We start from the raw sequence: 19,941 nt of genomic DNA, 5'->3' as shown, positions 1-19,941 counted from the left end.
CCGGCGTGGGCGTGAACGGGTGCGGCTATTGTACTGAGCTATGCACCTGTTCACGACCGCCGTGCCGCGCTGACGTCGGCCGCCCGGGGGAGCAGCGGCCCGGGGTGCTACCCGCGTGCGAGCCGTTTCGCGAGATCGGCGCTGAGGATCGCCATGCGCGCCGGCTTTTCGTAGCAGACGACGTCGAACGCGCGGATCACTTCGCTGATGTCGGCTTCGCTCGCGCGGCCGGTGAGCAGGTCGCCCGTCAGCACGAAAATCGGCGCGCCCGGGTTGTCGGACGTGCGCACGGCCTTGATCGCGGTCGCGGCCGTGGCGTCGTCGAACAGCCATTCGGTGAGTACAGCATCGAAGGCCTGGCCCTGCAGCGCGTCGACGAACGGCGCGAGGCCGTCGAACGAGGCCGTCGCGAAACCCTGCCGTTCGAGATAGCGGCACAGCTCGGTCGCGCTGACGCGATCGGGGTCGATCACCGCGACGACGAGCTTGTCGCTCTCCGCGCGGCGCGGATAGATCTCGATCTTGTGCACGTCGTACGCGTTCTGGTACAGCACGCCGGTGTGGCGCAGCACGCGCCAGCGGCCGTTTTGTTCATACGCGACGAATTCGGGGCGCGCGCCGGCTTCGAGCGGCGCGCCGATCCATGCGGTGCAAGGAATTTCGGCGACGCCCGCGTAAAGTACGGCCTCCTGCGAATAGGCGCCGACCATGCCGGGGTCGAGCGTTTGCGCGCCGAACAGCTGAGCGGCGGGTTCGCCGTACGCTTCGGCGACTTTCTTGATTTGCGCGAGCGTCCAGGGGCTGCTGCCGCGCAGTTTGCGGTGGCCTTGCGAGAAACTCAGGTCGAGGATGCGGCACAGCTCGGTGGTCTGCTGGCGCTTGCCGATGCCGTTGCGGGTCATCAGCTCGCGCACGCGCTCGGCAACCGCGAGGGAATCCGTGGTGATTGCTTCAGTGGTCATGCTACGGGAACGGATCGTGACGTTCAGAACGACGCCTTGCGGCAGTCTCGACGGACAGTCTTCATGACGTCCAGGGGCGAGCCGACCGGCCACGCGCGGAAAAGATAACTTTACCGCAAAATGGTCGTTATTCAGCGTCGTGAAAGGTGCGTTTGTGTGAAAGGTGTGTCACGACGTTACCACCGAGGTCCGTATCCGGACGTATTAACGCCTGACAGGAAGCAATGACGACAACCTATCCGCTGCACGATGCACTGACCCTCGCCGGCACACCATTCCCGACCGAGGCCGATATCGTGATCGCCGGCGCCGGCATCATGGGCTGCGCAGCCGCGTATTACCTGGGCCTGCGCGGCCTGAAGGCCGTCGTGCTCGACAAGTCGCGCATCGCCGGACAGCAGTCGACGCGCGCGTGGGGCTTCGTGCGGCAGCAGGGCCGCGAAGCAGCCGAGGTGCCGCTGATGATGGCCGGCATGCGGATCTGGGAAGGATTAGAGGAAACCCTCGGTTTCGATCTCGAATGGCGGCAGGGCGGCTGTCTCTATATTGCGGACAACGAAACGGACTGGGCGTCGTTCAACGCGTGGCTCGCCGTCGCGCGCGAGCACGAGCTCGACACGCGCACGCTGACGCGCGCGCAGATCGACGAGCGCGTCAGCGGCCTTTCGCCGCAGGCGCGCACGCTCGGCGGGCTGTACACCGCGACCGACGGGCAGGCCGAGCCGCGCCGCGTGGCGGCCGCATTCGCCGCGCGTGCCGTCGAGGCGGGCGCGCGCTTCTTCGAAGGCTGCGGCGTGAGCGCAATCGAGACGGCCGGCGGTGCGGTGGCCGGCGTCGTGACCGAGCGCGGCACGATCCGCACGCGGCGCGTGATCTGCGCGGCCGGCGCGACCAGCTTCAGGTTGCTCGACGGCGTCGGCATCCGGCTGCCGCAACAGGCGGTACGCGGCACGTGCATGCGCACCAATGTGGTGCCGCCGGTGTCGGCGTCGACGGTGTGGGGCCACGGCCTCGGCATCCGGCAGCGCAAGAACGGTGCGATCAATCTCGCCGACGACATGCAGGTCGACGTCGACCTGACGCTCGGCCACCTGCGCGGGTTGAGCCTGTTCTGGCCGGCGTTCTGGTCGCAGCGCGACAAGTTCCGGCTACACCTGAATTCGGCTGCGTGGCGCGATGCGCTTGCCCGCATCAACGGTGCGGCCGGACCGATCGAGCCGCGCGATCCGCAGCCGCAGCCGAATCGCGCGCATGCGCCGCGCGCGCTCGCGAAGCTCAAGGCGATCTTCCCCGCGCTGAAGGATGCGCAGATCGTCGAGTCGTGGGCCGGCCTGATCGACGTGCTGCCCGACGGCATTCCGGTGATCGATGCGCCGGGCACGCCGTCGGGGCTCGCGATCGCGACGGGGTTCTGCGGTCACGGCTTCGCGATGGGGCCGATCGTCGGCCGGCTGCTCGCCGAATGGATCGACACGGGCGCGCCGTCGCTCGACCTGTCGGCGTTTCGCGCGCAGCGTTTCGTCGACGGGACGATGGTGCGGCTGCGCAGCATGCTGTAACGGACGAATCGATGCAATGATGTCGGGCCGGATCGCCGTCTTCCCGTCGTAGAATCGAGCCCGCATCCTTCAGGAGATTCCCCCGTTGGCAACGCCTTCCGCCAAGCGCCGTTCGTTGCGCTCACGCCTGCGTCGCGCCCGCAACCCGTGGCAGGCGCCGCGTGCGCGCATGCTGTTCACCCGTCCCGCGACGTCGCCGCGGCGCACGCTGCTGTTTCGTGTCGGTGCGGTCGTGCTGTTGTGCGTGCTCGCGTTCCTCGTCCTGTATCTCGATCGGGACGGCCTGCGCGATTCGACCAAGAGCACGCCGATGACCGTCGCCGATCTCGTGTACTTCACGATGGTGACCGTCGCGACGGTCGGCTACGGCGACATCGTGCCCGTCACCGCGCGGGCGCGTCTCATCGATGCGTTCTTCATCGTGCCGATCCGCATCGTCATCTGGTTCATTTTCCTGGGCACGGCGTATCAGTTCGTGATCCAGCGCGTCGTCGAGGAATTCCGCATGAAACGCCTGCAAAAGCAATTGTCCGATCACATCGTCGTCTGCGGGTATGGCCTGTCGGGGTCGATCGCCGTGCGCGAGCTGCTCGAGAGCGGCGTCGATGCCGCGACGATCATCGTGATCGATTCGCAGCAGCAGGCGCTCGAGGCCGCGACGTCGCTCGGCGTGACGGGGTTGCTCGGCGATCCCGCGCACGAGGACCTGCTGCAGCAGGCACAGGTGCGTGCGGCGAAGGCCGTGATCATCTCGGTGACCGACGATCCGACCGCGATCCTGCTGACGCTGTCGGTGCGCAGCATCGCGCCCGATACGAAGATCGTCGTGCGGATCCAGGAGAACCTGTACCAGCGGCAATTGCGGCAGGCGGGCGCCGACGTGATCGTGTCGTCGACGAAGATCGGCGCGCTGCTGCTCGCGGACGCGGTGCACAGCCGCTACATCGTGCCGTTCGTGAACGACATGCTGTCGACGCGCGGGCGCGCGACGCTGCTGGAGCGCGAGGCGATGCCAAGCGAGATCGGCTGCATGACGAACGTCGTGCCGGGCGCGATCGTCGTCGGGCTCGACCGGTGCGGGAAGATCTTTTCGTTCTATGAGGATCCGCCGTGCAGGATCGAGGCGGGGGATACGCTGGTCGTGATCCAGTCGGCAAGGATTCCGGATCCGGATATGTGACGGGGTTCGAATTTATAGAACAAGCAAATGATTCGCGCGGCGGGTCGTTGACGCATCGTCGACCTGCTTTCATCGTGCAGGCGCCATGCAGGCGTGGCGGGCGGCATCAGGCCATGTCGATCCATCTCCGATCGGCGCTCGTTTCGCGTTCGCCGCCGCGCATGAGTGCATGATGTCGAACGGGCCGCGTCTCTCCGGAAGCGTCGTACCGTCTGCGCGCATGATGGCGAATCCGTTCGGATGACGAAAAAAAGCGCGCAGCCGCGAGGCAAGCGCGCAAACTCGGAGATCGTTTGCCGCTGGCGCTTCAGTTGCCGTTCGACGCGACCGTGTTGGCGGCGCCCGCGCAATCCTTCTGATACTTCTGCATCAGGCGCGCCTGCGCCGAATCGATATCGTCCGGATAGCTGCTTTCGTCGCCCGACGCCGGGTTGTAGCCGACGGACTCCAGCTCGTTCAGCTCGTTGACCAGTTGCCGATGGGAGACCGGGCCTTTCGTGTGCACGAACGGATAGTCGTTGCATTGCGCCGACGTGAGCTTCGGCGCGGCGTGCGCGGAGACGCTCAGCACGAGCAGCGCGGCACAGGCGAGGTAACGGGCGGGATGATTCATCTTCGACTCCTGGGAAGCGTTGGGAACAGGCCGTACGGTGGGATGCCAACGTCGACTGCCCGACGAAGGTTAGGGGCGGCGGACTATCGAAACGGCAGCGCGAAGATGAAACAAGTTTTATGCGGGGCGGCGCGTGTCGAGGCCGCCTTCATCGCGTGCATCGGACGTTAAAGAAACCTTCATGTGTGCGCTGTCGAACGGTTAGCGGCTCGTGCGTATCGTCGAGCCGGTGATCAATCGACGCTGCGCACGGCGCGGCCCGCAGGAGGAAAGGCATGAAAACGACCGTCAGGATGGCCGCGCTCGTCGCGCTGGTGTGCTCGCCGGTGCTGGCGTTCGCGAAGGTGCAGGGAACGGGGCTCGCGATTGCCGACGCGACGCTCGCGCAGACGAAGGTCGAGCGCCTGCATCGTGCGGAGGACGCCGCGCATGCCGCCGCATCGCAGCGGGTGGCCGGCAAGCCGGACGGGTCGCCGCCGCGCGGCTGATTGCATGCATCGCGACGCGCCCGGCCACGACCGCCGGTGGCCCGCGTTCGCCGATGACGGTGCGGCATGGTGTCGCAACTTTCCGGATGCCGGCCGGTTCCCGGCGTCCCGCGTCATCGCGCGCCTGGCCGGCCGGTGCCGGCAACGGCCGGGCCGCGATGTCGCCATATATGAAATTTTCTTCATGAAGTCGACGCGCACGATTTACGCGCGCGCGTGTAGTCTCCATCCGAGCGCGTTCGGCCATCGGGAGTCGAAGCGCATGCGTCCCTTCGATGAAGACGAGAATCGTATATGGCATTATCAGTTTCCCCGGGTAACCAGCCGGTCCTGCCCAACAAGCTGTCCCGCGACGGTGCGGCCATGGCGCACGTCCTCACGATCGAAGATGACGAAATCACCGCGAATGAAATCGTCAGAGAACTGACAGGTCGCGGTTTCACGGTCGAATGGGTGGCGAACGGGCGCGACGGCATGGCCCGCGCGCTCGGCAACGAATTCGACGTGATCACGCTCGACCGGATGCTGCCGGTCGTCGACGGCCTCACGATCCTGACCACGATGCGCAGCGTCGGCGTGCGCACCCCGGTGCTGATGCTGAGTGCGCTCGGCGATGTCGACGAACGCGTTCGCGGCTTGCGCGCGGGCGGCGACGACTACCTGACCAAACCGTTCGATCCCGAGGAAATGGCCGCGCGCCTCGAAGTGCTGTTGCGCCGGAGCCAGACGGCGCCCGCGCAGTTCGACACGAGCCTGACCGTCGGGCCGCTCAGGCTCGACCTGATCTCGCGCAAGGTGTTTCGCGACGGCGAGGAAATCGCGCTGTTGCCGACCGAGTACCGCGTGCTCGAATACATGATGCGCAATGCCGGGCAGACCATCACGCGCACGATGCTGTTCGAGGCCGTATGGGGCTATCACTTCGATCCCGGCACCAACCTGATCGAAGTGCACATGGGCCGGCTGCGCAAGAAGATCGATCCGCCCGATGCGAAACAGATGATCCAGACGGTACGCGGTGCCGGTTACATCCTTGGTTGAGTCCGCTGCCTTGACGTCCTCCACGCATCACGTCCAGCCGGCGCCCAAGCGGCGCTGGTACTCCAGCACGTTCCGGCTCGTGTCCGTCTACGCCGTGACGTTTTCCATCTCGGTGATGTTGCTGCTCGGCTACATCGCATCGGTGATCACACACGACATGGAGCGCGAAACCGATGTGGTGATCGACTGGCAGATGATCTACTTCGATTCGATCCAGGAGGACCAGCTTCCTGCCGCCATTCAGCACCGGATCGAGCGCGAGCGGATGCACACCAACTATTACGGGCTCTTCACCGCGGACGGCAAGCATATCGCGGGCGACGTGCTGGCACTGCCGGCCGGCCTCCAGCCGAACCGCAACGGCGTGACGCTCGATCACACGATGACGATCGCGGGCGACCAGGTGCCGCCGGTCGTCCGCACGATGGCGGAGCGGCGCGCCAACGGCGACATTCTGGTGCTTGGGCGCGACCTCACGCACATCCTGAGGATCCGCGCGGCGATCATCCAGGCGCTCGTCGGCGGCGGGTTGTTCTGCCTTGCCGCGGGCGTCGTCGGCGGGTTGATCCTCAGCGTCCGGCAGATGCAGCGCCTGAAGGAAGTTCGGCTCATCACGCAGCGCATCGCGCAGGGCGACCTCGGGCAGCGGCTGCCGATCGGCGGGCACGACGAGATCGACCTGCTGTCGCATCTCGTCAATCACATGCTCGAGGAAGTCGAGCGCCTGATGAACGAAGTGAAGGGCGTCTGCGACGGCATCGCGCACGACCTGCGGACACCGCTCGCGCACGTGCACACGCTGCTCGCGCACGCGGCGGAGCGCGCGGACGGGCTCGACGATGCGGCGCTGGCGAGCCTCGTCGCACGGGCGCGCAACGAGACCGACGTGCTGCTCAGCCGCTTTCGCGCGATGCTGCGCATTGCCGAAATCGGTTCGCTGCAGCGGCGCGGCGGGTTCGCGGAGGTGGCGCTGGAGGATCTCGTCACGGATGTCGGGCAACTGTTCGAGCCGCTCGCCGACAGCCGTTCGATCCAGTTCGTGGTGCTCGTCGAGCCTGTCACGCGGATCCATGGCGATTGCGCGCTGCTGTTCGAGGCGCTCACCAACCTGCTCGACAACGCGCTCAAGTACACGACGTCGGGCGACACCGTGCGCGTGGAACTGCATGACACGCCGTGCGGTCCGCGCATCGACGTGGTCGACAACGGCCCGGGCATCGCGGCCAACGAGCGCGAGGCCGTGCTGCAGCATCGCTACCGCAGCCGCCGTACCGGGCATCTCGCCGGGGCGGGGCTCGGCCTGAGCATCGTGTCGGCGGTCGTCAACGTGCACGACTTCACGCTGCGCATCGGCAATGCCGAGCCCGGCACGCGCGTGACGATCGAATGCTGGCCGAGGTCGCTGGCATGACGTTTGTCCGGATGCAATTGCTCGTGTGTGCGGTTTTCCGCTGCGAGGCCCGTTGACGATGCGCGTCCTGCTCGTGACTTCGCCGCACCCGGAAGCGGCGTGGCTGCACAAGGCGCTGCAGGAGAGCGGGCACAGCCTGCAGCGCGCCGACGACCTGCGCGACGGGCTGTTCCTCGCCTCGCAGGAGGCGTTCGACGCAATCGTCGCGACGGCTTTCGAGCCCGGCGGCGACGCCGCGCTGATCGCGATGCTGCCGCGTTTCGTCGCCGACGGCGGCGGCGCGGCGCTGGTGGTGCTGATCGGCCAGGCGTCGGCGCGCGAGCGCATCCGCGTGCTGCGTGCGGGCGCCGACGCCTGCTTTTGCGCGCCGTACTCGTTCATCGAGTTGCACGAGCGCCTGCAGGCGCTGCAGCGGCTGGCCGGGCCGCGCGACACGGAAGGCCCGGTCGCGGCGGCATCCCCGTTCGACACGCTCGCGCGTGAACTCAAGGACGGCAAGCTGCGCCTGGCCGTGACGCGGCGCGAATGCCTGCTGCTCGAATGCCTGATGCGCCGTCCGAACGCGCCGGTGCCGCGCGATCAGCTGATCCGCTACGTCTGGCAGGACAAGGAGGATGTCGATCCGTCGAGCGTCAATCTCGTGGTGTCGCGGCTGCGCCGCAAGCTTGCGCGGCACCTGCCCGGCGTGCGGATCGATACCGTGAGCCGTTACGGCTACCAGGTGACGCTGCCGGACGCCTGAGCGCGCGGGCGTGGCCCGCATCGAGCGGAAGACGCGACGGGCGCCCTGCCGACGGCAGCGCGCCCGTCGTGCGTTTACGAGCCGAAGAACGGCACGCAGAAATCGGGCGGCCCGACGCAATCGCCGGGGCCGTCGGGCTGCGCGGCGGCACAGCCGGACAGCAGGACGCCGGCGGCGACCGCGGCGATCGCGAGACGGGCAGAACGGGCGAACAACGGACGAAGCTTCATGAATGGCGGACGTTTCGGTGAAAGGGAGGCGTCGCCGCGGACGGCGCGGACGGCACGAGCCGGGCACCGCGCCCGGCCGCACGGCGGTACGCATCAATGCGAGTAGAGCGTGGAGTTCAGGTACTTGAGCTGCCCGTCCTGTTCGGCATGCACGAGTTCGGCGTAGACCTCGGCGCGCGTCTTCTCGTGCATCGCCTGGCCGTACGGCGGCACCCACTGGCCGGCGGCCTGCGCACCGGTCGCCCCATCCTTGGTGACGGCGGAAGCCATCTGCATCGGCTGGCTGCCGGTCTGTGCAAACGCGGGAACGGACAGCGTGCCGATTGCGGCGAGCATGGCGGCGGCGACGATATGGGCGGTTTTCATGTTCGGAGTCCTCATGATGGTTGACTGGGTTCATCCCCCGGCGCGGCATGTGTCGCTGTTGCGCATCGGGTTGAGGTCAAGCATAGAGGAGGGTGGCTAGCGGATCGGCATACGCAACGTGAAAAGAAATTCATGCGCGGGCGCAGCGTCTGGGCGGACATGAAACCGTTGCATCGCGAACATGAAGAGGGTTTCATTTTTCGGGCCGTTTTGATAACGGCGCTGTCATGCCCGCCGCCTAAATTGTGCGCCATCGCATCGCGGACGGACCGGCCATCCCACACTGGCCGTCGATGCGAGAAGACCGATCCACTCTAGCGAAACCATCATGAAGAAATATCTGGCAATCCCGGCGGCGATCGCGTGCGTGCTTGCGAGCACGGCCCACGCGCAGAGCAGCGTCACGCTGTACGGCACGATCGACGCGGGCCTGGACTACATCAGCAACCAGAAATCGTCGGCCGGTGCGGGCCCGGTCTACGGCGTCCAGAGCGGCAACGTCAGCACGTCGCGCTGGGGTCTGCGCGGCAACGAGGATCTCGGCGGCGGCCTGGCTGCCGTGTTCACCCTCGAGAACGGCTTCAACGTCGCGAACGGCAAGTTCGGCAACGGCGGCGACGAGTTCGGCCGCCAGGCGTGGGTCGGTCTGTCCAGCCGCCAGTGGGGCACGGTGACGCTCGGCCGCCAGTACGATTTCCTGGTCGACTTCGTCGCGCCGCTGTCGGCGACGGGCTCGGGATTCGGCGGCAACATCGCCGATCACCCGTACGACAACGATAATCTCGCCAACGACACGCGGATGAACAACGCGGTGAAATTCCGCAGCGCGGACTACGGCGGCTTCACGTTCGGCGGCGCGTACGGCTTCAGCAACCAGGGCGGCGGGTTCAGCAACAACAACGCGTACAGCGTCGGCGCGCAGTACGCGAACGGCCCGGTCGACCTCGCGGTCGCGTACCTGCAGTCCAACCAGCCGGGCGGCGTGAACGCGCCGCAGAATACGGGCGGATCGCTGAGCAGTTCGGACGGCGATGCGATGCTGGCCGGCGGCCGCTGGCGCACGTTCGGCGCCGGCGCGCATTACGCGTTCGACCATGCGGCGATCGGCCTCGTCTACACGAGAACGATCCTGAACGATCCGCGCGAACTGTCGCAAGGCGGTGCGTACGGCGCCGTGAACGGCCAGTTGCTGACCTTCAGCAACTACGAACTGAACGGGCGCTACTTCCTGACGCCGGCCTTTTCGCTGGGCGGCTCGTATACGTTCACGCAGGGCCGTTTCGACGATGCGGGCCGCAGCGTCGCGCCGAAGTGGAACCAGTTCATGCTGCAGGCCGACTATGCGCTGTCGCGCCGCACCGATCTCTATCTCGAAGGCGTGTACCAGCGCGTGACGGGCGCGGACGGCGTCGCGGTGCTCGGCAACGCGGGGATCTTCAATCTCGCCGCGTCGGGCAACGACCGGCAGGCCGTGGTCGCGGCCGGTATCCGCCACAAGTTCTGAGCAGCCGGATCGATGTAAAAAACGGCACCCGTCATCGCGACGGGTGCCTTGAAAGGCGACACGCCTCCCGCGTGTCGCGAGGGTGTCAGGTCGCGGAACGGGTCGGCGTCGCGGCCGGCGCCGGCGCCCCGGATGCGGCTTCATCCGTCGACCACCCGCCGCCCAACGCGGCGATCAATCCCACCGCCGCCAGTTGCCGGCGCGTGTCCAGCTCCAGCATCGCGACCTTCGTATTGAGCTCGGTGGTTTGCGCCGTCACCACGTCGAGATAGCTGACGACGCCGTCCCGATAGCGCGACATCGACAACTGCAGCGTGCGCTCGGCCGCGTCGAGCGCTTCCTGCTCGCGAGCGGCTTCGTCGCCGAGGTGGTGCGTGAGCGCGAGGTTGTCCTCCACCTGCTGGCACGCGGCGAGCACCACCGCGCGATAGCGCGCGCCGTTCTCGGCCAGTTTCGCGCGCGCCTGGTCGGTGAGCGCCTGGCGGCGGCCGCCGTCGAACAGCGTCAGCGCGAGGCTGGGTCCGATCGACCAGATCTCGTTCGGTGCGCTGAGCCAGTGGCCGAGCCCGGAACTCTGGTACCCGCCGATCAGCCCGAGCGTGACGTCGGGGAAGAACGCCGCGCGCACCACGCCGATCTTCGCGTTGGCGGCCGCCATGCGGCGCTCGGCGGCCGCGACGTCGGGACGCCGCTGCAGCAGCGTGGCGGGAATGCCGGCCGGGATCGTCGGCAGGTACGCGACGCCCAGGTCCGGCGTCAGCGAGAACGACGACGCCGGTACGCCCGTGAGCGTCGCGATCGAGTGCTCGTAGAGCGCGCGCCGCGCGCGCACGTCCTCGGCCGATGCACGGGCCGAATCGAGCTGCGTTTGTGCGCGCGAGACGTCGAGATCGGACGCGATGCCGCCTTCGTGCCGGCTCATCGTCAACTGCAGCGCGCGCCGGTAGGTGGCGATCGTGTCGGCCAGCAGTTGCTGCTGCTGGTCGAGCCCGCGCAGGTTGAAGTACGCGTTCGCGAGGCTGGCCTGCAGGCTCAGCCGCACCGACGCGAGATCGTCGGCGCTGGCTTGCGCGTCGGCGCGGCCGGCCGCGACTTCGTTGCGGACTTTCCCCCACAGGTCGAGGTCGTAGTCGAAGCCGGCGTCGAGCGTGTTGGAGCCGTACACGTCCGGCTGGTTCGAGCCGCGCAGCGGCCGCGTGGCCGATTGCCGGTTGCTCGAGACTTGCGCGCCGAGGCCGATGGTCGGAAACAGCCCCGAGCGCGCCTGGTCGAACAGCGCGGCGGCTTCGTCGTGACGGGCCACGGCGGCGGCCACGTCGGGGTTGGCCGCGGCCACCTGTGCTTCGAGCCGGTCGAGCACCGGATCGCGGAACGCCTTCCACCAGCCGTCGCGGGCGATGCGGTCGGCCGGCTTCGCGGTCTGCCAGCCGCCCGCTTCCTTGAAACTGGCCGGCAACGCCGTCCGCGGTGCGTGATAGGCGGGCGCGAACGAGCACGCGGAGAGGAACGCGATGCCGGCGAGCATCGCGCAGAGCCGAACCCGGTTAGCCATTCGCACGCTCCGTGTCGCGCGCGGCCGCCGCGACGGCGCGGGCCGGCGCCGCGAGCCTGACCGGGTCGCCCGCGGCCAGCGAGTCCGGCGGGTTGTCGATCACGCGATCGTCCGGAGCGAGGCCGGTCGCGATCTGCACGTGCGTGCCGAGATCGGTCGCGACCGTCACGGGCTTGAATACCGCGCGGTTGTCCTTGCCGACCACGGCGACCTGCAGGCCTGCCTGCCGGAAGATCAGCGAGCTGGCCGGAATCGTCAGCACGTGGCTGCTGCCGGCCGGCAGCGCGAAATGCACTTCGGTGTATTCGCCCGGAATCAGCTTGCCGTCGCGGTTGTCGACCATCAACTGCACGAGCAGCGTGCCGGTCGAATCGGCGATCGAGTCGTCGGTGTCGGCGAGCGTCGCATGGAAGGTTTCGCCCGGATGCTCGGGCACGGTCAGCGTGGCCGTCATGCCGGGGCGGATCGCGGCCGCCTCGTTCTGCGGCACGCTGACGTAGACGCGCATCTGGTGCACGTCGGACACGGCGAACAGCTCGGGGCCCGTACCGCCGCCTGCCGAGATCAGCTGGCCGATATCGGTCTTGCGCGCGGTGACCACGCCGTCGAACGGCGCGACGATGCGCTTGAACGCCTCGAGCGCGTCGAGGCGCCGCACGTTGGCCTCGTTGGCCGCGACGATCGCCTGCTTGGCGGCGAGGTCGCTGGTCTTCTCGTCGGTTTCCTGCTGCGACACCGAATCCTGCGCGAGCATCCTGGTCCAGCGCGCGGCCGTGGACGCGGCCAGCTTCTCGTTGGCGAGCGAACTCTGCAGGTCGGCGCGCGCCTGCTGCAGCTGCTGGTCGAGCTCGGGCGTGTCGATCAGCCCGAGCAGCTGGCCCGACTTCACGTGCGCGCCGATGTCGGTGTACCACGCATGCAGGTAGCCCGACACCTGCGCGTGGATCGGCGCGCTCTCGAACGCGGACAGATGGCCCGGCAGCACCAGCGTGCTGCCCTCGGCGCCGGTCGACGGTGTGTAGGCGACCACGGTCGGCACGGCCTGCTCGGCGGACCAGGTCGTCATTTCCTGTTTCGCATGCGCGCGGCCGACGACGCCGGTCGTCACGATGCCGACCGCGATCAGCGCGGTGATCGTGGCGACGAGCTTGAGGTTGGGCAGCCGTTTCGGCGACTTGATATCGATCTCAGTGGACATGGAAAGCTCCGGACGCGGAAGGGGAGGAAGCGCGGGAAGCGTCGTGCTTCAGCGCGTCGCGCCGATGCACGAGGCTGAACACGACGGGAACGAAGAACAGCGTCGCGATCGTCGCGCACGCGAGGCCGCCGATCACCGCGCGGCCGAGCGGCGCGTTCTGCTCGCCGCCGTCGCCGAGGCCGAGCGCCATCGGCGCCATGCCGATGATCATCGCAAGCGCCGTCATCAGCACCGGGCGGAACCGCGTGAAGCCGGCCTCGAGTGCGGACGCCAGCGCGTTGCCGGTTTCGGCCAGGCGCTCGCGCGCGAAACTGACGACGAGAATCGAGTTCGCGGTCGCCACGCCCATGCACAGGATCGCGCCGGTCAGCGCCGGCACCGACAGCGGCGTGTGCGTGGTGAACAACATCCAGACGATGCCGGCCAGTGCGGCCGGCAGCGCCGAGACGATCACGAACGCGTCGGCCCACGAGTGGAAGTTCACGACGATCAGCAGGTAGATCAGCGCGATCGCGCCGACGAGGCCGAGCAGCAGGCCGGCGAACGCGCCGTTCATGGTCTGCACCTGGCCGCGCAGCGTGACGGTCGAGCCCTTCGGCAGATCCTTCGCGGTGGCCTTGACGATGCCGTCGATGTCGGCCGCGACCGCGCCGAGGTCGCGGCCCTGGGTCGTCGCGTAGATGTCGAACAGCGGCTCGATGTTGTAGTGCGACACCACCGCGTTGCCGACGCCGCGCGTGATCGTGGCCAGGCCGCCGAGCAGCTGCGACTGGCCGCTCGCCCCGGTGACCGGCAGGTTCTGCAGCGCCGACAGCGTGGTCATCCGGTACTGCGGCGTCTGCGCGACGATCGGGTAGGACACGCCGTTGCGCGGATTGAGCCAGTAGGTCGGGGCGACCTGGCTGGTGCCGGCCAGCGTCGCGACCACCGAGTTCGTCACGTCCTGCTCGGTGATGCCGAGCTGGTCGGCGCGCGTGCGGTCGACCGCCACCGTGAATTGCGGGTAGGTGCTGGCCTGCTGGATGCGCGTGTCGGCGATGCCTGCGATCAGGCGCAGCTTGCGGTACAGCTCGCGTGCGTATTCGAGGTTCGCGCGCTGGTTGGGGCCGGCCACCTGCAGGTCGACCGGGGCGGGCGAGCCGAAATTGAGGATCTGGCTGACGATGTCGGCGGGCAGGAACGAGAACGTGGTGCCCGGATAGGCGCGCGGCAGCAGTTCGCGCAGCGTGCGCACGTAACCGGCGGTCGGCGCGTGATCCTTCGACAGCGAGATCAGGATGTCGCCGTCCTGCGGCCCGAGCGTGCCGCTGTTGTTGTAGGTCAGGTTGATCCCGCTCTTCGGCAGGCCGATGTTGTCGATCATCGCGCGCAACTGCGACGGCGGAATCACGCCGCGGATCGTGTTCTCGATGTGGTCGAACTCGGCGGCGGTTTCCTCGACGCGCGTGCCGACCGGCGCGCGTACGTGCAGCGAGATCTCGCCCGAGTCGATGGCCGGGAAGAAGTTGCGGCCGAGCCACGGCGCGAGCAGGAAGGACGCGGCCACCACGCACAGGAACCCGATGACGAACGGCTTGCGGCGCGTGAGCGCGAGGCCCAGCAGGATCCGGTACGACGCGCGCACGGCCTCGAAGCGGCACTCGAACGCGCGCTGGAAGCGCACCAGCGGATTGGACGAGGGCGGCACGTCGTGCGCGCCCGCGTGGCCCGCGTGCGGATCCATGATCGCGGCCATTTCGCCCGACGCATGGCCGGCCGATGCGTGCGGCTTGAGCAGGTATTGCGCGAGCATCGGCACGAAGGTGCGCGACAGCACGAACGACGACACCATCGAGAAGATCACGGCCTTGGCCATCGGCACGAACAGGAAGCGCGAGATGCCGTCGAGCATCAGCATCGGCACGAACACGATGCAGATGCACAGCAGCGAGACCAGTGCGGGCATCACGATCTGCTTCGCGCCGTCGACGATCGCGGTACGGGTGTCCTTGCCCTGTTCGAGGTGCCAGTTCACGTTCTCGATTGTCACCGTCGCGTCGTCGACCAGGATCCCGACCGCCAGCGCGAGGCCGCCGAGCGTCATCACGTTGAGCGTCTCGCCGGTGGCCGCGAGCAGCGCGATCGCCGAGAGCACGGCCAGCGGAATCGACGCGGCGATGATCAGCGTGGAGCGCCACGAGCCGAGGAACAGCAGGATCATCAGCGAGGTCAGCGCGGCGGCGATGATGCCTTCCCGCGCCACGCCGCTGACGGCGCCCTTCACGAAGGTCGACTGGTCGCCCATGGTGACGAGCTTCAGGCCCGGCGGCAGCGTCTGTTCGATCAGCGGCAGCTTGGCCTTCACGCCCGCGATGATGTCGAGCGTCGACGCCGAGCCGTTCTTCAGGATGCTCATCAGCACGGCGCGATGGCCGTCGACGCGCACGATGTTGCTCTGCGGCGGGAAGCCGTCGCGCACGTGCGCCACGTCGCGGATCGTGAGGGTCGTGCCGCCGACCGACTTGATCGGCAGGTCGTTCAGCGCGTCGAGCGCGAGCGGGCTGTTGTTGAGCTTGATGTTGTATTCGAAGCGGCCGATCTTCTGCGTGCCGGCCGGGATGATCTGGTTCTGCTGCGCGAGCGCGTGCGCGACGTCCTGCGCCGACAGCCCCTTCGACTGCAGCGCCTGCGGATCGAGGTCGATCTGCACCTCGCGCGCTTTGCCGCCATATGGCGTCGGAATCGCGACGCCGGGCACCGACAGCAGCTGCGGGCGAATGAAGTTCTCCGCGTAGTCCTCCAGCTTCTGCTCGTCGAGCGTGTTGCTGCTCAGCGCGATCTGCAGCACCGGCACGGTCGACGCGTTGTAGTTGAGGATCTGCGGCGGCGTGGTGCCGGGCGGCATCTGCTTGAGCACCGTCTGCGAGATCGACGTGACCTGCGCGGTGGCCGTGCGGATGTCGACGGTCGGCTGGAAGAAGATCTTGACGATGCCGAAGCTGCGGAACGACTGGGATTCGATGTGCTGGATGTCGTTGACCGTGGTGCCGAGCGTGCGCTCGTAGTACGTGACGATCCGGCCGGACATGTCGTCCGGCTGCAGGCCGGAATAGTTCCAGACGACACTGATCACCGGAATGCGGATGTCCGGGAAGATGTCGATGGGGGTGCGCACCGCCGCGAGCGGACCTGCGATCAGGATCAGCAGCGCCAGCACGACGAACGTATAGGGCCGGACAAGCGCGAGCCGGACAATTTTCAGCATGGGGTGCTGCTCCGTTCAAAAGCGTCGTGAAGAAGAGCCGGATGCGCGCGGCCTCGGGAAAACACCGATGCGCAGCCGATGACCGCATTCTGCGGAGCGGCCCCTAACAGCCGGTCGCTAAAAAGATGAAACAAGTTTTAGGTGGCGGCGGCCTGATTCAGCCGAGCATGTAGCCCGAGCCGCGGATCGTGCGGATCAACGGCCCGGCGCCGGGCCGGTTCACCTTCTTGCGCAGGCGGCCGACGTGCACGTCGATCAGGTTCGTGCCCGGATCGAAGCGGCAGCCCCATACCGCTTCGAAGATCATCGTGCGCGTGAGCACGCGCCCCGCGTGGCGCATCATGAATTCGAGCACGCGCCATTCGGTCGGCAGCAGCGCGAGCTCGTGCCCGCCGAGCGTGACGCGACGCCGCACCAGGTCGAGTTCGAGCTCGCCGGCGCGCAGCACCGTCTCGACCTGCGGGCCGCGCGGCCGCCGGCGGATCAGCACGTCGATGCGCGCGCACATCTCGTCGAGCGAGAACGGCTTGACGAGATAGTCGTCGCCGCCCGCACGCAGCCCCTGGATGCGCTGGTCGACATCGGACATCGCGCTCATCACGAGCACCGGCGTGTCGAGGCCGACGCCGCGCATCGTCGCGAGGATCGTGAGGCCGTCGAGATCCGGCAGCATGCGGTCGAGCGTGACGACGTCGTAGTCGGTGCTCATCGCGCGGGCCATGCCGTCGCGGCCGGTACGCGCGACGTCCACCTGGTGGCCGGCGGCTCGCAGCGCGCGCGTGATGTGATCCGCGATCAGCGGATCGTCTTCGATCGTCAGGATGCGTGTCATCGACGGAGCGGCCCGGGGCGTCAGGCGGCGGAGAGCTGCACGGTGTCGCGTTCGAGCGCGCGATAGTGGTCGACCACGTAGTCGATGAAGCTGCGCACTTTCGTCGACAGATAGTTGCGGCTGGGGTAAAGCATCGACACGCAGCGCGGGCCGCCGTTGACTTCGTAACGTTCGAGTAGCGGCAGCAGCGTGCCGCGCGCGAGATCGTCGGCGACGAGCGGATGCGGCAATTGCGTGATGCCCATGTGATTGAGCGCCGCGATCCGCACCATCATGCTGCCGGACGACGCCAGCGCGTTGCCGGTATAGACGCGGTAGGCGCCGTCGACGTCGGAGAACTCCCAGCTGCGGGCCGTGCCGTTCGACACGGTCAGCAGGCTGTGTTCGTTCAGTTCGCCGGGGTCGTTCGGCGTGCCGTGGCGCGCGAGGTACTCGGGCGACGCGACCACCACGTCGCGCACGCTCATCAGCATGCGCGAGACGAAGGTCGCGTTGATCAGGCGGCGATCGTCGCAGAAGCAGACGTCGTAGCCGCCCTCGACCATGTCGACATGCGTGTCGAACGTCGTCACGTCGAACCGGACACGCGGATGGGCGGCGCGATACGCCGACAGCAGGCGGCCGAGGCCGGCCGCGACGGAGGTCGCCGACGCCGCGATCCGCAGCGTGCCGCGCGGGTCGCGAGTGGCCTGCACGAGGTTCGATTCGATCTCGTCGAGCTTCTCGATGATCGTGCGGCAACCGTCGAGGTATTCGCGGCCGGTCTCGGTGAGGGACAGGCTGCGGGTCGTCCGGTTCAGCAGGCGCATGTTCAGGTGCGCTTCGAGCATGCCGACGCTGCGCGTGACCGCGGCAGCGGACATCCCGAGCTGGCGGGCGGCGAGATTGAAACTCGACAACTCGACTACGCGCGTGAAGACACGCATCGCTTGCAGTTGATTCATGATCCGCGCAAGGGTGGGGTTGGGAGGCATGCGCCGGCGATGATCGATCGGCGCGTCCTGCAACGCGTGAGCGGCAGGGTAGCGAGCCGATTATGGGATGCGTGCCTGCCGCTCACGCTTAAAAAACGACGCGGGATGGATGAAATTTCGTTTAAGGAAGCGGCGGGGAAGGCGGGGCTATCTGCTGCTCAAGCACACGACGAACGGCTTCCGGGCGTCGTTCGTCATCTAAAAAAAACTTCATGAAGCGACACCGAATCTTCAGGTGAGCGTGTGGCGCGGCTGCCGATAATAGGACGATATAAGTCGTGACAAGGAACGCAGAAATGACGCAGCCGCTGAGTATCAAGATGATCCAGGAGCACGGCAAGCCGGTGGTGCTGGTGTCGATCGAACGTGGCGCCGCGGTGCTCGATCCGGAGGACGTCGACGCGGTCATCCAGTATCTGAGCCTGCTGCGCGCGTCGATGCAGCCGGCGGTGCCCGAGATGCCGCCGCGCGCGCAGCAGTTCGTGACGGAAATGGACCCGTGCTGGTATGCGGAGCGCCATCCGCTGTACGGCGGCGCGGTGCTGTTGCTGCGGCACACGGGGCTCGGCTGGGCGAGCTTCGCGCTGCCGCCGCGAAGCCTCGAGCGCCTGCACGGGTCGCTCACGCAACTGCTCGAGGATGAGCAACTGGCGATCAGCCTGCCGAACTGACCCGGCGTGTTCGTCAGTTGCGCCGGCCCCGGGGACCGGCGGATGAAGGTGCGGCGGGCATGTCGATCGCGGCGATGCCGGACCCGGCTTCCGGAACGTCGAAAGCCGGCCCGGACGCAAAATCGCCTAGAACGTATGACGCAGCCCGATCCGGCCGACCGCCTGACGGCCGTTCGACGACGGATCGAAGCCCGCGACCTGCGCGACGGCGCCGCCCGACGCCATCTGCAGCGCCGCGAGCGCGTAGACGGCCGTGCGCTTCGACAGTTCGTACTCGGCGCTCGCGTTCAGCTGCCGGTATTTCGGCTCCTGGCCGGTCGCATGGTCACGGCCGGTCGTGTAGGTATAGCCGAGGCCGAAGTTGAGCTGGCTCGTGGCCGCGAGCGTGCCGGCGATCTCGTAGTTCTGGAACTTCACGTCCTGCTCGTCGTCGCCTTGCTGGAAATCGACGTTGCTGAAGTTGCCCATCAGCTTGACCTTGCCGATCTGGTACGACGCGCCTGCCGCGAAGATGTTCTGGCTGCGCGCGTTCTCGAGAGAGTTGCCGTATACCGCGTTCGTGTAGCCGTCGCCGTTCTGGTAGCTCTGCACCGCCTGCTCCGGATCGTTGACGCGCAGATAGCCGACGCCGGCCGAGAACGGCCCGTTCGTATACGCGACGGCCGCGCTGTAGGCCGAGTTGTCGGAGAAGCGGCCGGGCTGGCCGCCGAACGAGTAGAGCGCCTCGCCGGTGAAGCCGGCGATCGTCGGGCTCGTGTATTTGACGGCATTGCTGACCGCAAAGCCGTTGTCGAGGTTGTCCATGTCGTTCGGGTGCGAGAAATACCAGCCGCCGTAATAGCTGTTCAGCGAGTACGGCTCGATCAGGTCGACGACCGGATCCCACTGGCGGCCGAGCGTCAGCGTGCCCATGCGCTCGCTCGACAGCCCGGCGTAGGCGTTGCGGGAGAACTCGAGGCCGCTGCCGAGCCCGCCGTTCGCGGAATTGAAGCCGCTTTCGAGATCGAAGATCGCGGCCAGCCCGCCACCCAGATCTTCCCGGCCGCGCAGCCCCCAGCGGCTGCCGGCGCTGACGCCGCTCGCCATCTGCCACAGGTGCTGGTCGCCGACGTTCGACGCGAAGTCGATTCCGGTGTCGACGATGCCGTACAGCGTGACGCTGCTTTGCGCATGCGCGTGGGAGAACAGGCCGCAGCAGGCGAGCGCGCAAGTCATGCGCAGCAGCCGTGTTGTTTTATTCATGGATGGATGTCTCGATTGGAGGTTGACGGATATTGTTCGCAGTCCTTTGTGAAAGGTCTGGTCGTCGACAATATAGCGGTGTCGATCGCACGCGCAGCAGCAATTCAGTCTTTCAGTTTTCGCGTTGGATTC

At 67.4% G+C, this 19,941-nt stretch carries 19 protein-coding genes; 9 read left to right on the top strand and 10 right to left on the bottom strand.

Features of this window, described 5'->3' with window-relative positions:
* Positions 1 to 107: 107 nt before the first annotated feature.
* Complete coding sequence (locus LGN17_RS16660; protein WP_175968599.1) at positions 108 to 962, bottom strand: helix-turn-helix domain-containing protein; 855 nt, start codon at positions 960 to 962, stop codon at positions 108 to 110.
* A 224-nt stretch (positions 963 to 1,186) separates the two neighbouring features.
* On the opposite strand from LGN17_RS16660, the gene LGN17_RS16655 reads away from it, so the two are divergent.
* Positions 1,187 to 2,521, top strand: a complete 1,335-nt coding sequence (locus tag LGN17_RS16655; protein WP_226197769.1) for an NAD(P)/FAD-dependent oxidoreductase — start codon at positions 1,187 to 1,189, stop codon at positions 2,519 to 2,521.
* Between the two features lie 85 nt (positions 2,522 to 2,606).
* Positions 2,607 to 3,701: a potassium channel family protein gene (locus tag LGN17_RS16650; protein ID WP_226197768.1), complete on the top strand. Its 1,095-nt coding sequence runs from the start codon at positions 2,607 to 2,609 to the stop codon at positions 3,699 to 3,701.
* Between the two features lie 307 nt (positions 3,702 to 4,008).
* Here the strand turns inward: LGN17_RS16650 and LGN17_RS16645 are convergent, their stop codons facing one another.
* Positions 4,009 to 4,314, bottom strand: coding sequence for a DUF4148 domain-containing protein (locus LGN17_RS16645; protein WP_226197767.1), 306 nt, complete (start codon positions 4,312 to 4,314; stop codon positions 4,009 to 4,011).
* 275 nt (positions 4,315 to 4,589) lie between these two features.
* On the opposite strand from LGN17_RS16645, the gene LGN17_RS16640 reads away from it, so the two are divergent.
* From LGN17_RS16640 to LGN17_RS16625, 4 genes are all read left to right on the top strand, one after another.
* Positions 4,590 to 4,802 carry a hypothetical protein gene (locus LGN17_RS16640; RefSeq protein ID WP_226197766.1) on the top strand — a complete coding sequence of 71 codons (213 nt, stop codon included), beginning with the start codon at positions 4,590 to 4,592 and terminating at the stop codon, positions 4,800 to 4,802.
* A 363-nt stretch (positions 4,803 to 5,165) separates the two neighbouring features.
* Positions 5,166 to 5,843 (top strand): response regulator transcription factor, encoded by a 678-nt coding sequence (locus LGN17_RS16635; protein ID WP_226197859.1) that lies wholly within the window; start codon positions 5,166 to 5,168, stop codon positions 5,841 to 5,843.
* A 79-nt stretch (positions 5,844 to 5,922) separates the two neighbouring features.
* A complete protein-coding gene (locus tag LGN17_RS16630; protein ID WP_226197858.1) occupies positions 5,923 to 7,254 on the top strand; it encodes an ATP-binding protein in 1,332 nt (443 codons plus the stop codon).
* A 58-nt stretch (positions 7,255 to 7,312) separates the two neighbouring features.
* Complete coding sequence (locus LGN17_RS16625; protein WP_175957815.1) at positions 7,313 to 7,996, top strand: response regulator transcription factor; 684 nt, start codon at positions 7,313 to 7,315, stop codon at positions 7,994 to 7,996.
* Positions 7,997 to 8,070: 74 nt separating this feature from the next.
* Here LGN17_RS16625 and LGN17_RS16620 read toward each other — a convergent pair whose 3' ends face one another.
* The gene (locus LGN17_RS16620) at positions 8,071 to 8,226 is read right to left on the bottom strand and encodes a hypothetical protein (protein ID WP_226197765.1); all 156 of its coding nucleotides are present in this window, start codon (positions 8,224 to 8,226) and stop codon (positions 8,071 to 8,073) included.
* 93 nt (positions 8,227 to 8,319) lie between these two features.
* On the bottom strand, positions 8,320 to 8,592 hold the full coding sequence (locus tag LGN17_RS16615) for a DUF4148 domain-containing protein (protein ID WP_175957817.1): 273 nt from the start codon (positions 8,590 to 8,592) through the stop codon (positions 8,320 to 8,322).
* Positions 8,593 to 8,920: 328 nt separating this feature from the next.
* Here LGN17_RS16615 and LGN17_RS16610 point away from each other — a divergent pair, with 328 nt between their 5' ends.
* Positions 8,921 to 10,096 (top strand): porin, encoded by a 1,176-nt coding sequence (locus LGN17_RS16610; RefSeq protein ID WP_226197764.1) that lies wholly within the window; start codon positions 8,921 to 8,923, stop codon positions 10,094 to 10,096.
* 85 nt (positions 10,097 to 10,181) lie between these two features.
* Here the strand turns inward: LGN17_RS16610 and LGN17_RS16605 are convergent, their stop codons facing one another.
* From LGN17_RS16605 to LGN17_RS16585, 5 genes are all read right to left on the bottom strand, one after another.
* A complete protein-coding gene (locus LGN17_RS16605) occupies positions 10,182 to 11,648 on the bottom strand; it encodes an efflux transporter outer membrane subunit (protein ID WP_226197763.1) in 1,467 nt (488 codons plus the stop codon).
* Positions 11,641 to 12,846: an efflux RND transporter periplasmic adaptor subunit gene (locus LGN17_RS16600; protein ID WP_226197762.1), complete on the bottom strand. Its 1,206-nt coding sequence runs from the start codon at positions 12,844 to 12,846 to the stop codon at positions 11,641 to 11,643. The genes LGN17_RS16605 and LGN17_RS16600 overlap by 8 nt, the downstream gene beginning before the upstream one ends.
* On the bottom strand, positions 12,836 to 16,090 hold the full coding sequence (locus LGN17_RS16595; protein WP_226197761.1) for an efflux RND transporter permease subunit: 3,255 nt from the start codon (positions 16,088 to 16,090) through the stop codon (positions 12,836 to 12,838). Before LGN17_RS16595 ends, LGN17_RS16600 begins: the two co-directional genes overlap by 11 nt.
* Before the next feature lie 157 nt (positions 16,091 to 16,247).
* Positions 16,248 to 16,922, bottom strand: coding sequence for a response regulator transcription factor (locus tag LGN17_RS16590; protein ID WP_226197760.1), 675 nt, complete (start codon positions 16,920 to 16,922; stop codon positions 16,248 to 16,250).
* A 20-nt stretch (positions 16,923 to 16,942) separates the two neighbouring features.
* Positions 16,943 to 17,866: a LysR family transcriptional regulator gene (locus tag LGN17_RS16585; RefSeq protein WP_226197759.1), complete on the bottom strand. Its 924-nt coding sequence runs from the start codon at positions 17,864 to 17,866 to the stop codon at positions 16,943 to 16,945.
* Here LGN17_RS16585 and LGN17_RS16580 point away from each other — a divergent pair.
* Both LGN17_RS16580 and LGN17_RS16575 read left to right on the top strand, forming a co-directional pair.
* Positions 17,852 to 18,112, top strand: coding sequence for a hypothetical protein (locus LGN17_RS16580; RefSeq protein ID WP_226197758.1), 261 nt, complete (start codon positions 17,852 to 17,854; stop codon positions 18,110 to 18,112). The genes LGN17_RS16585 and LGN17_RS16580 overlap by 15 nt on opposite strands.
* A gap of 80 nt (positions 18,113 to 18,192) precedes the next feature.
* On the top strand, positions 18,193 to 18,567 hold the full coding sequence (locus LGN17_RS16575) for a hypothetical protein (protein ID WP_175957825.1): 375 nt from the start codon (positions 18,193 to 18,195) through the stop codon (positions 18,565 to 18,567).
* A gap of 126 nt (positions 18,568 to 18,693) precedes the next feature.
* Here the strand turns inward: LGN17_RS16575 and LGN17_RS16570 are convergent, their stop codons facing one another.
* Positions 18,694 to 19,782: a porin gene (locus tag LGN17_RS16570; RefSeq protein WP_226197857.1), complete on the bottom strand. Its 1,089-nt coding sequence runs from the start codon at positions 19,780 to 19,782 to the stop codon at positions 18,694 to 18,696.
* Positions 19,783 to 19,941: the final 159 nt, after the last annotated feature.

Origin of the sequence: Burkholderia sp. AU30280, assembly GCF_020420125.1 — a bacterium.
Classification (GTDB): Bacteria; Pseudomonadota; Gammaproteobacteria; order Burkholderiales; family Burkholderiaceae; genus Burkholderia.
Note: the sequence above shows the minus strand (reverse complement) of the source record. Positions and strands in the feature narration are given on the sequence as shown.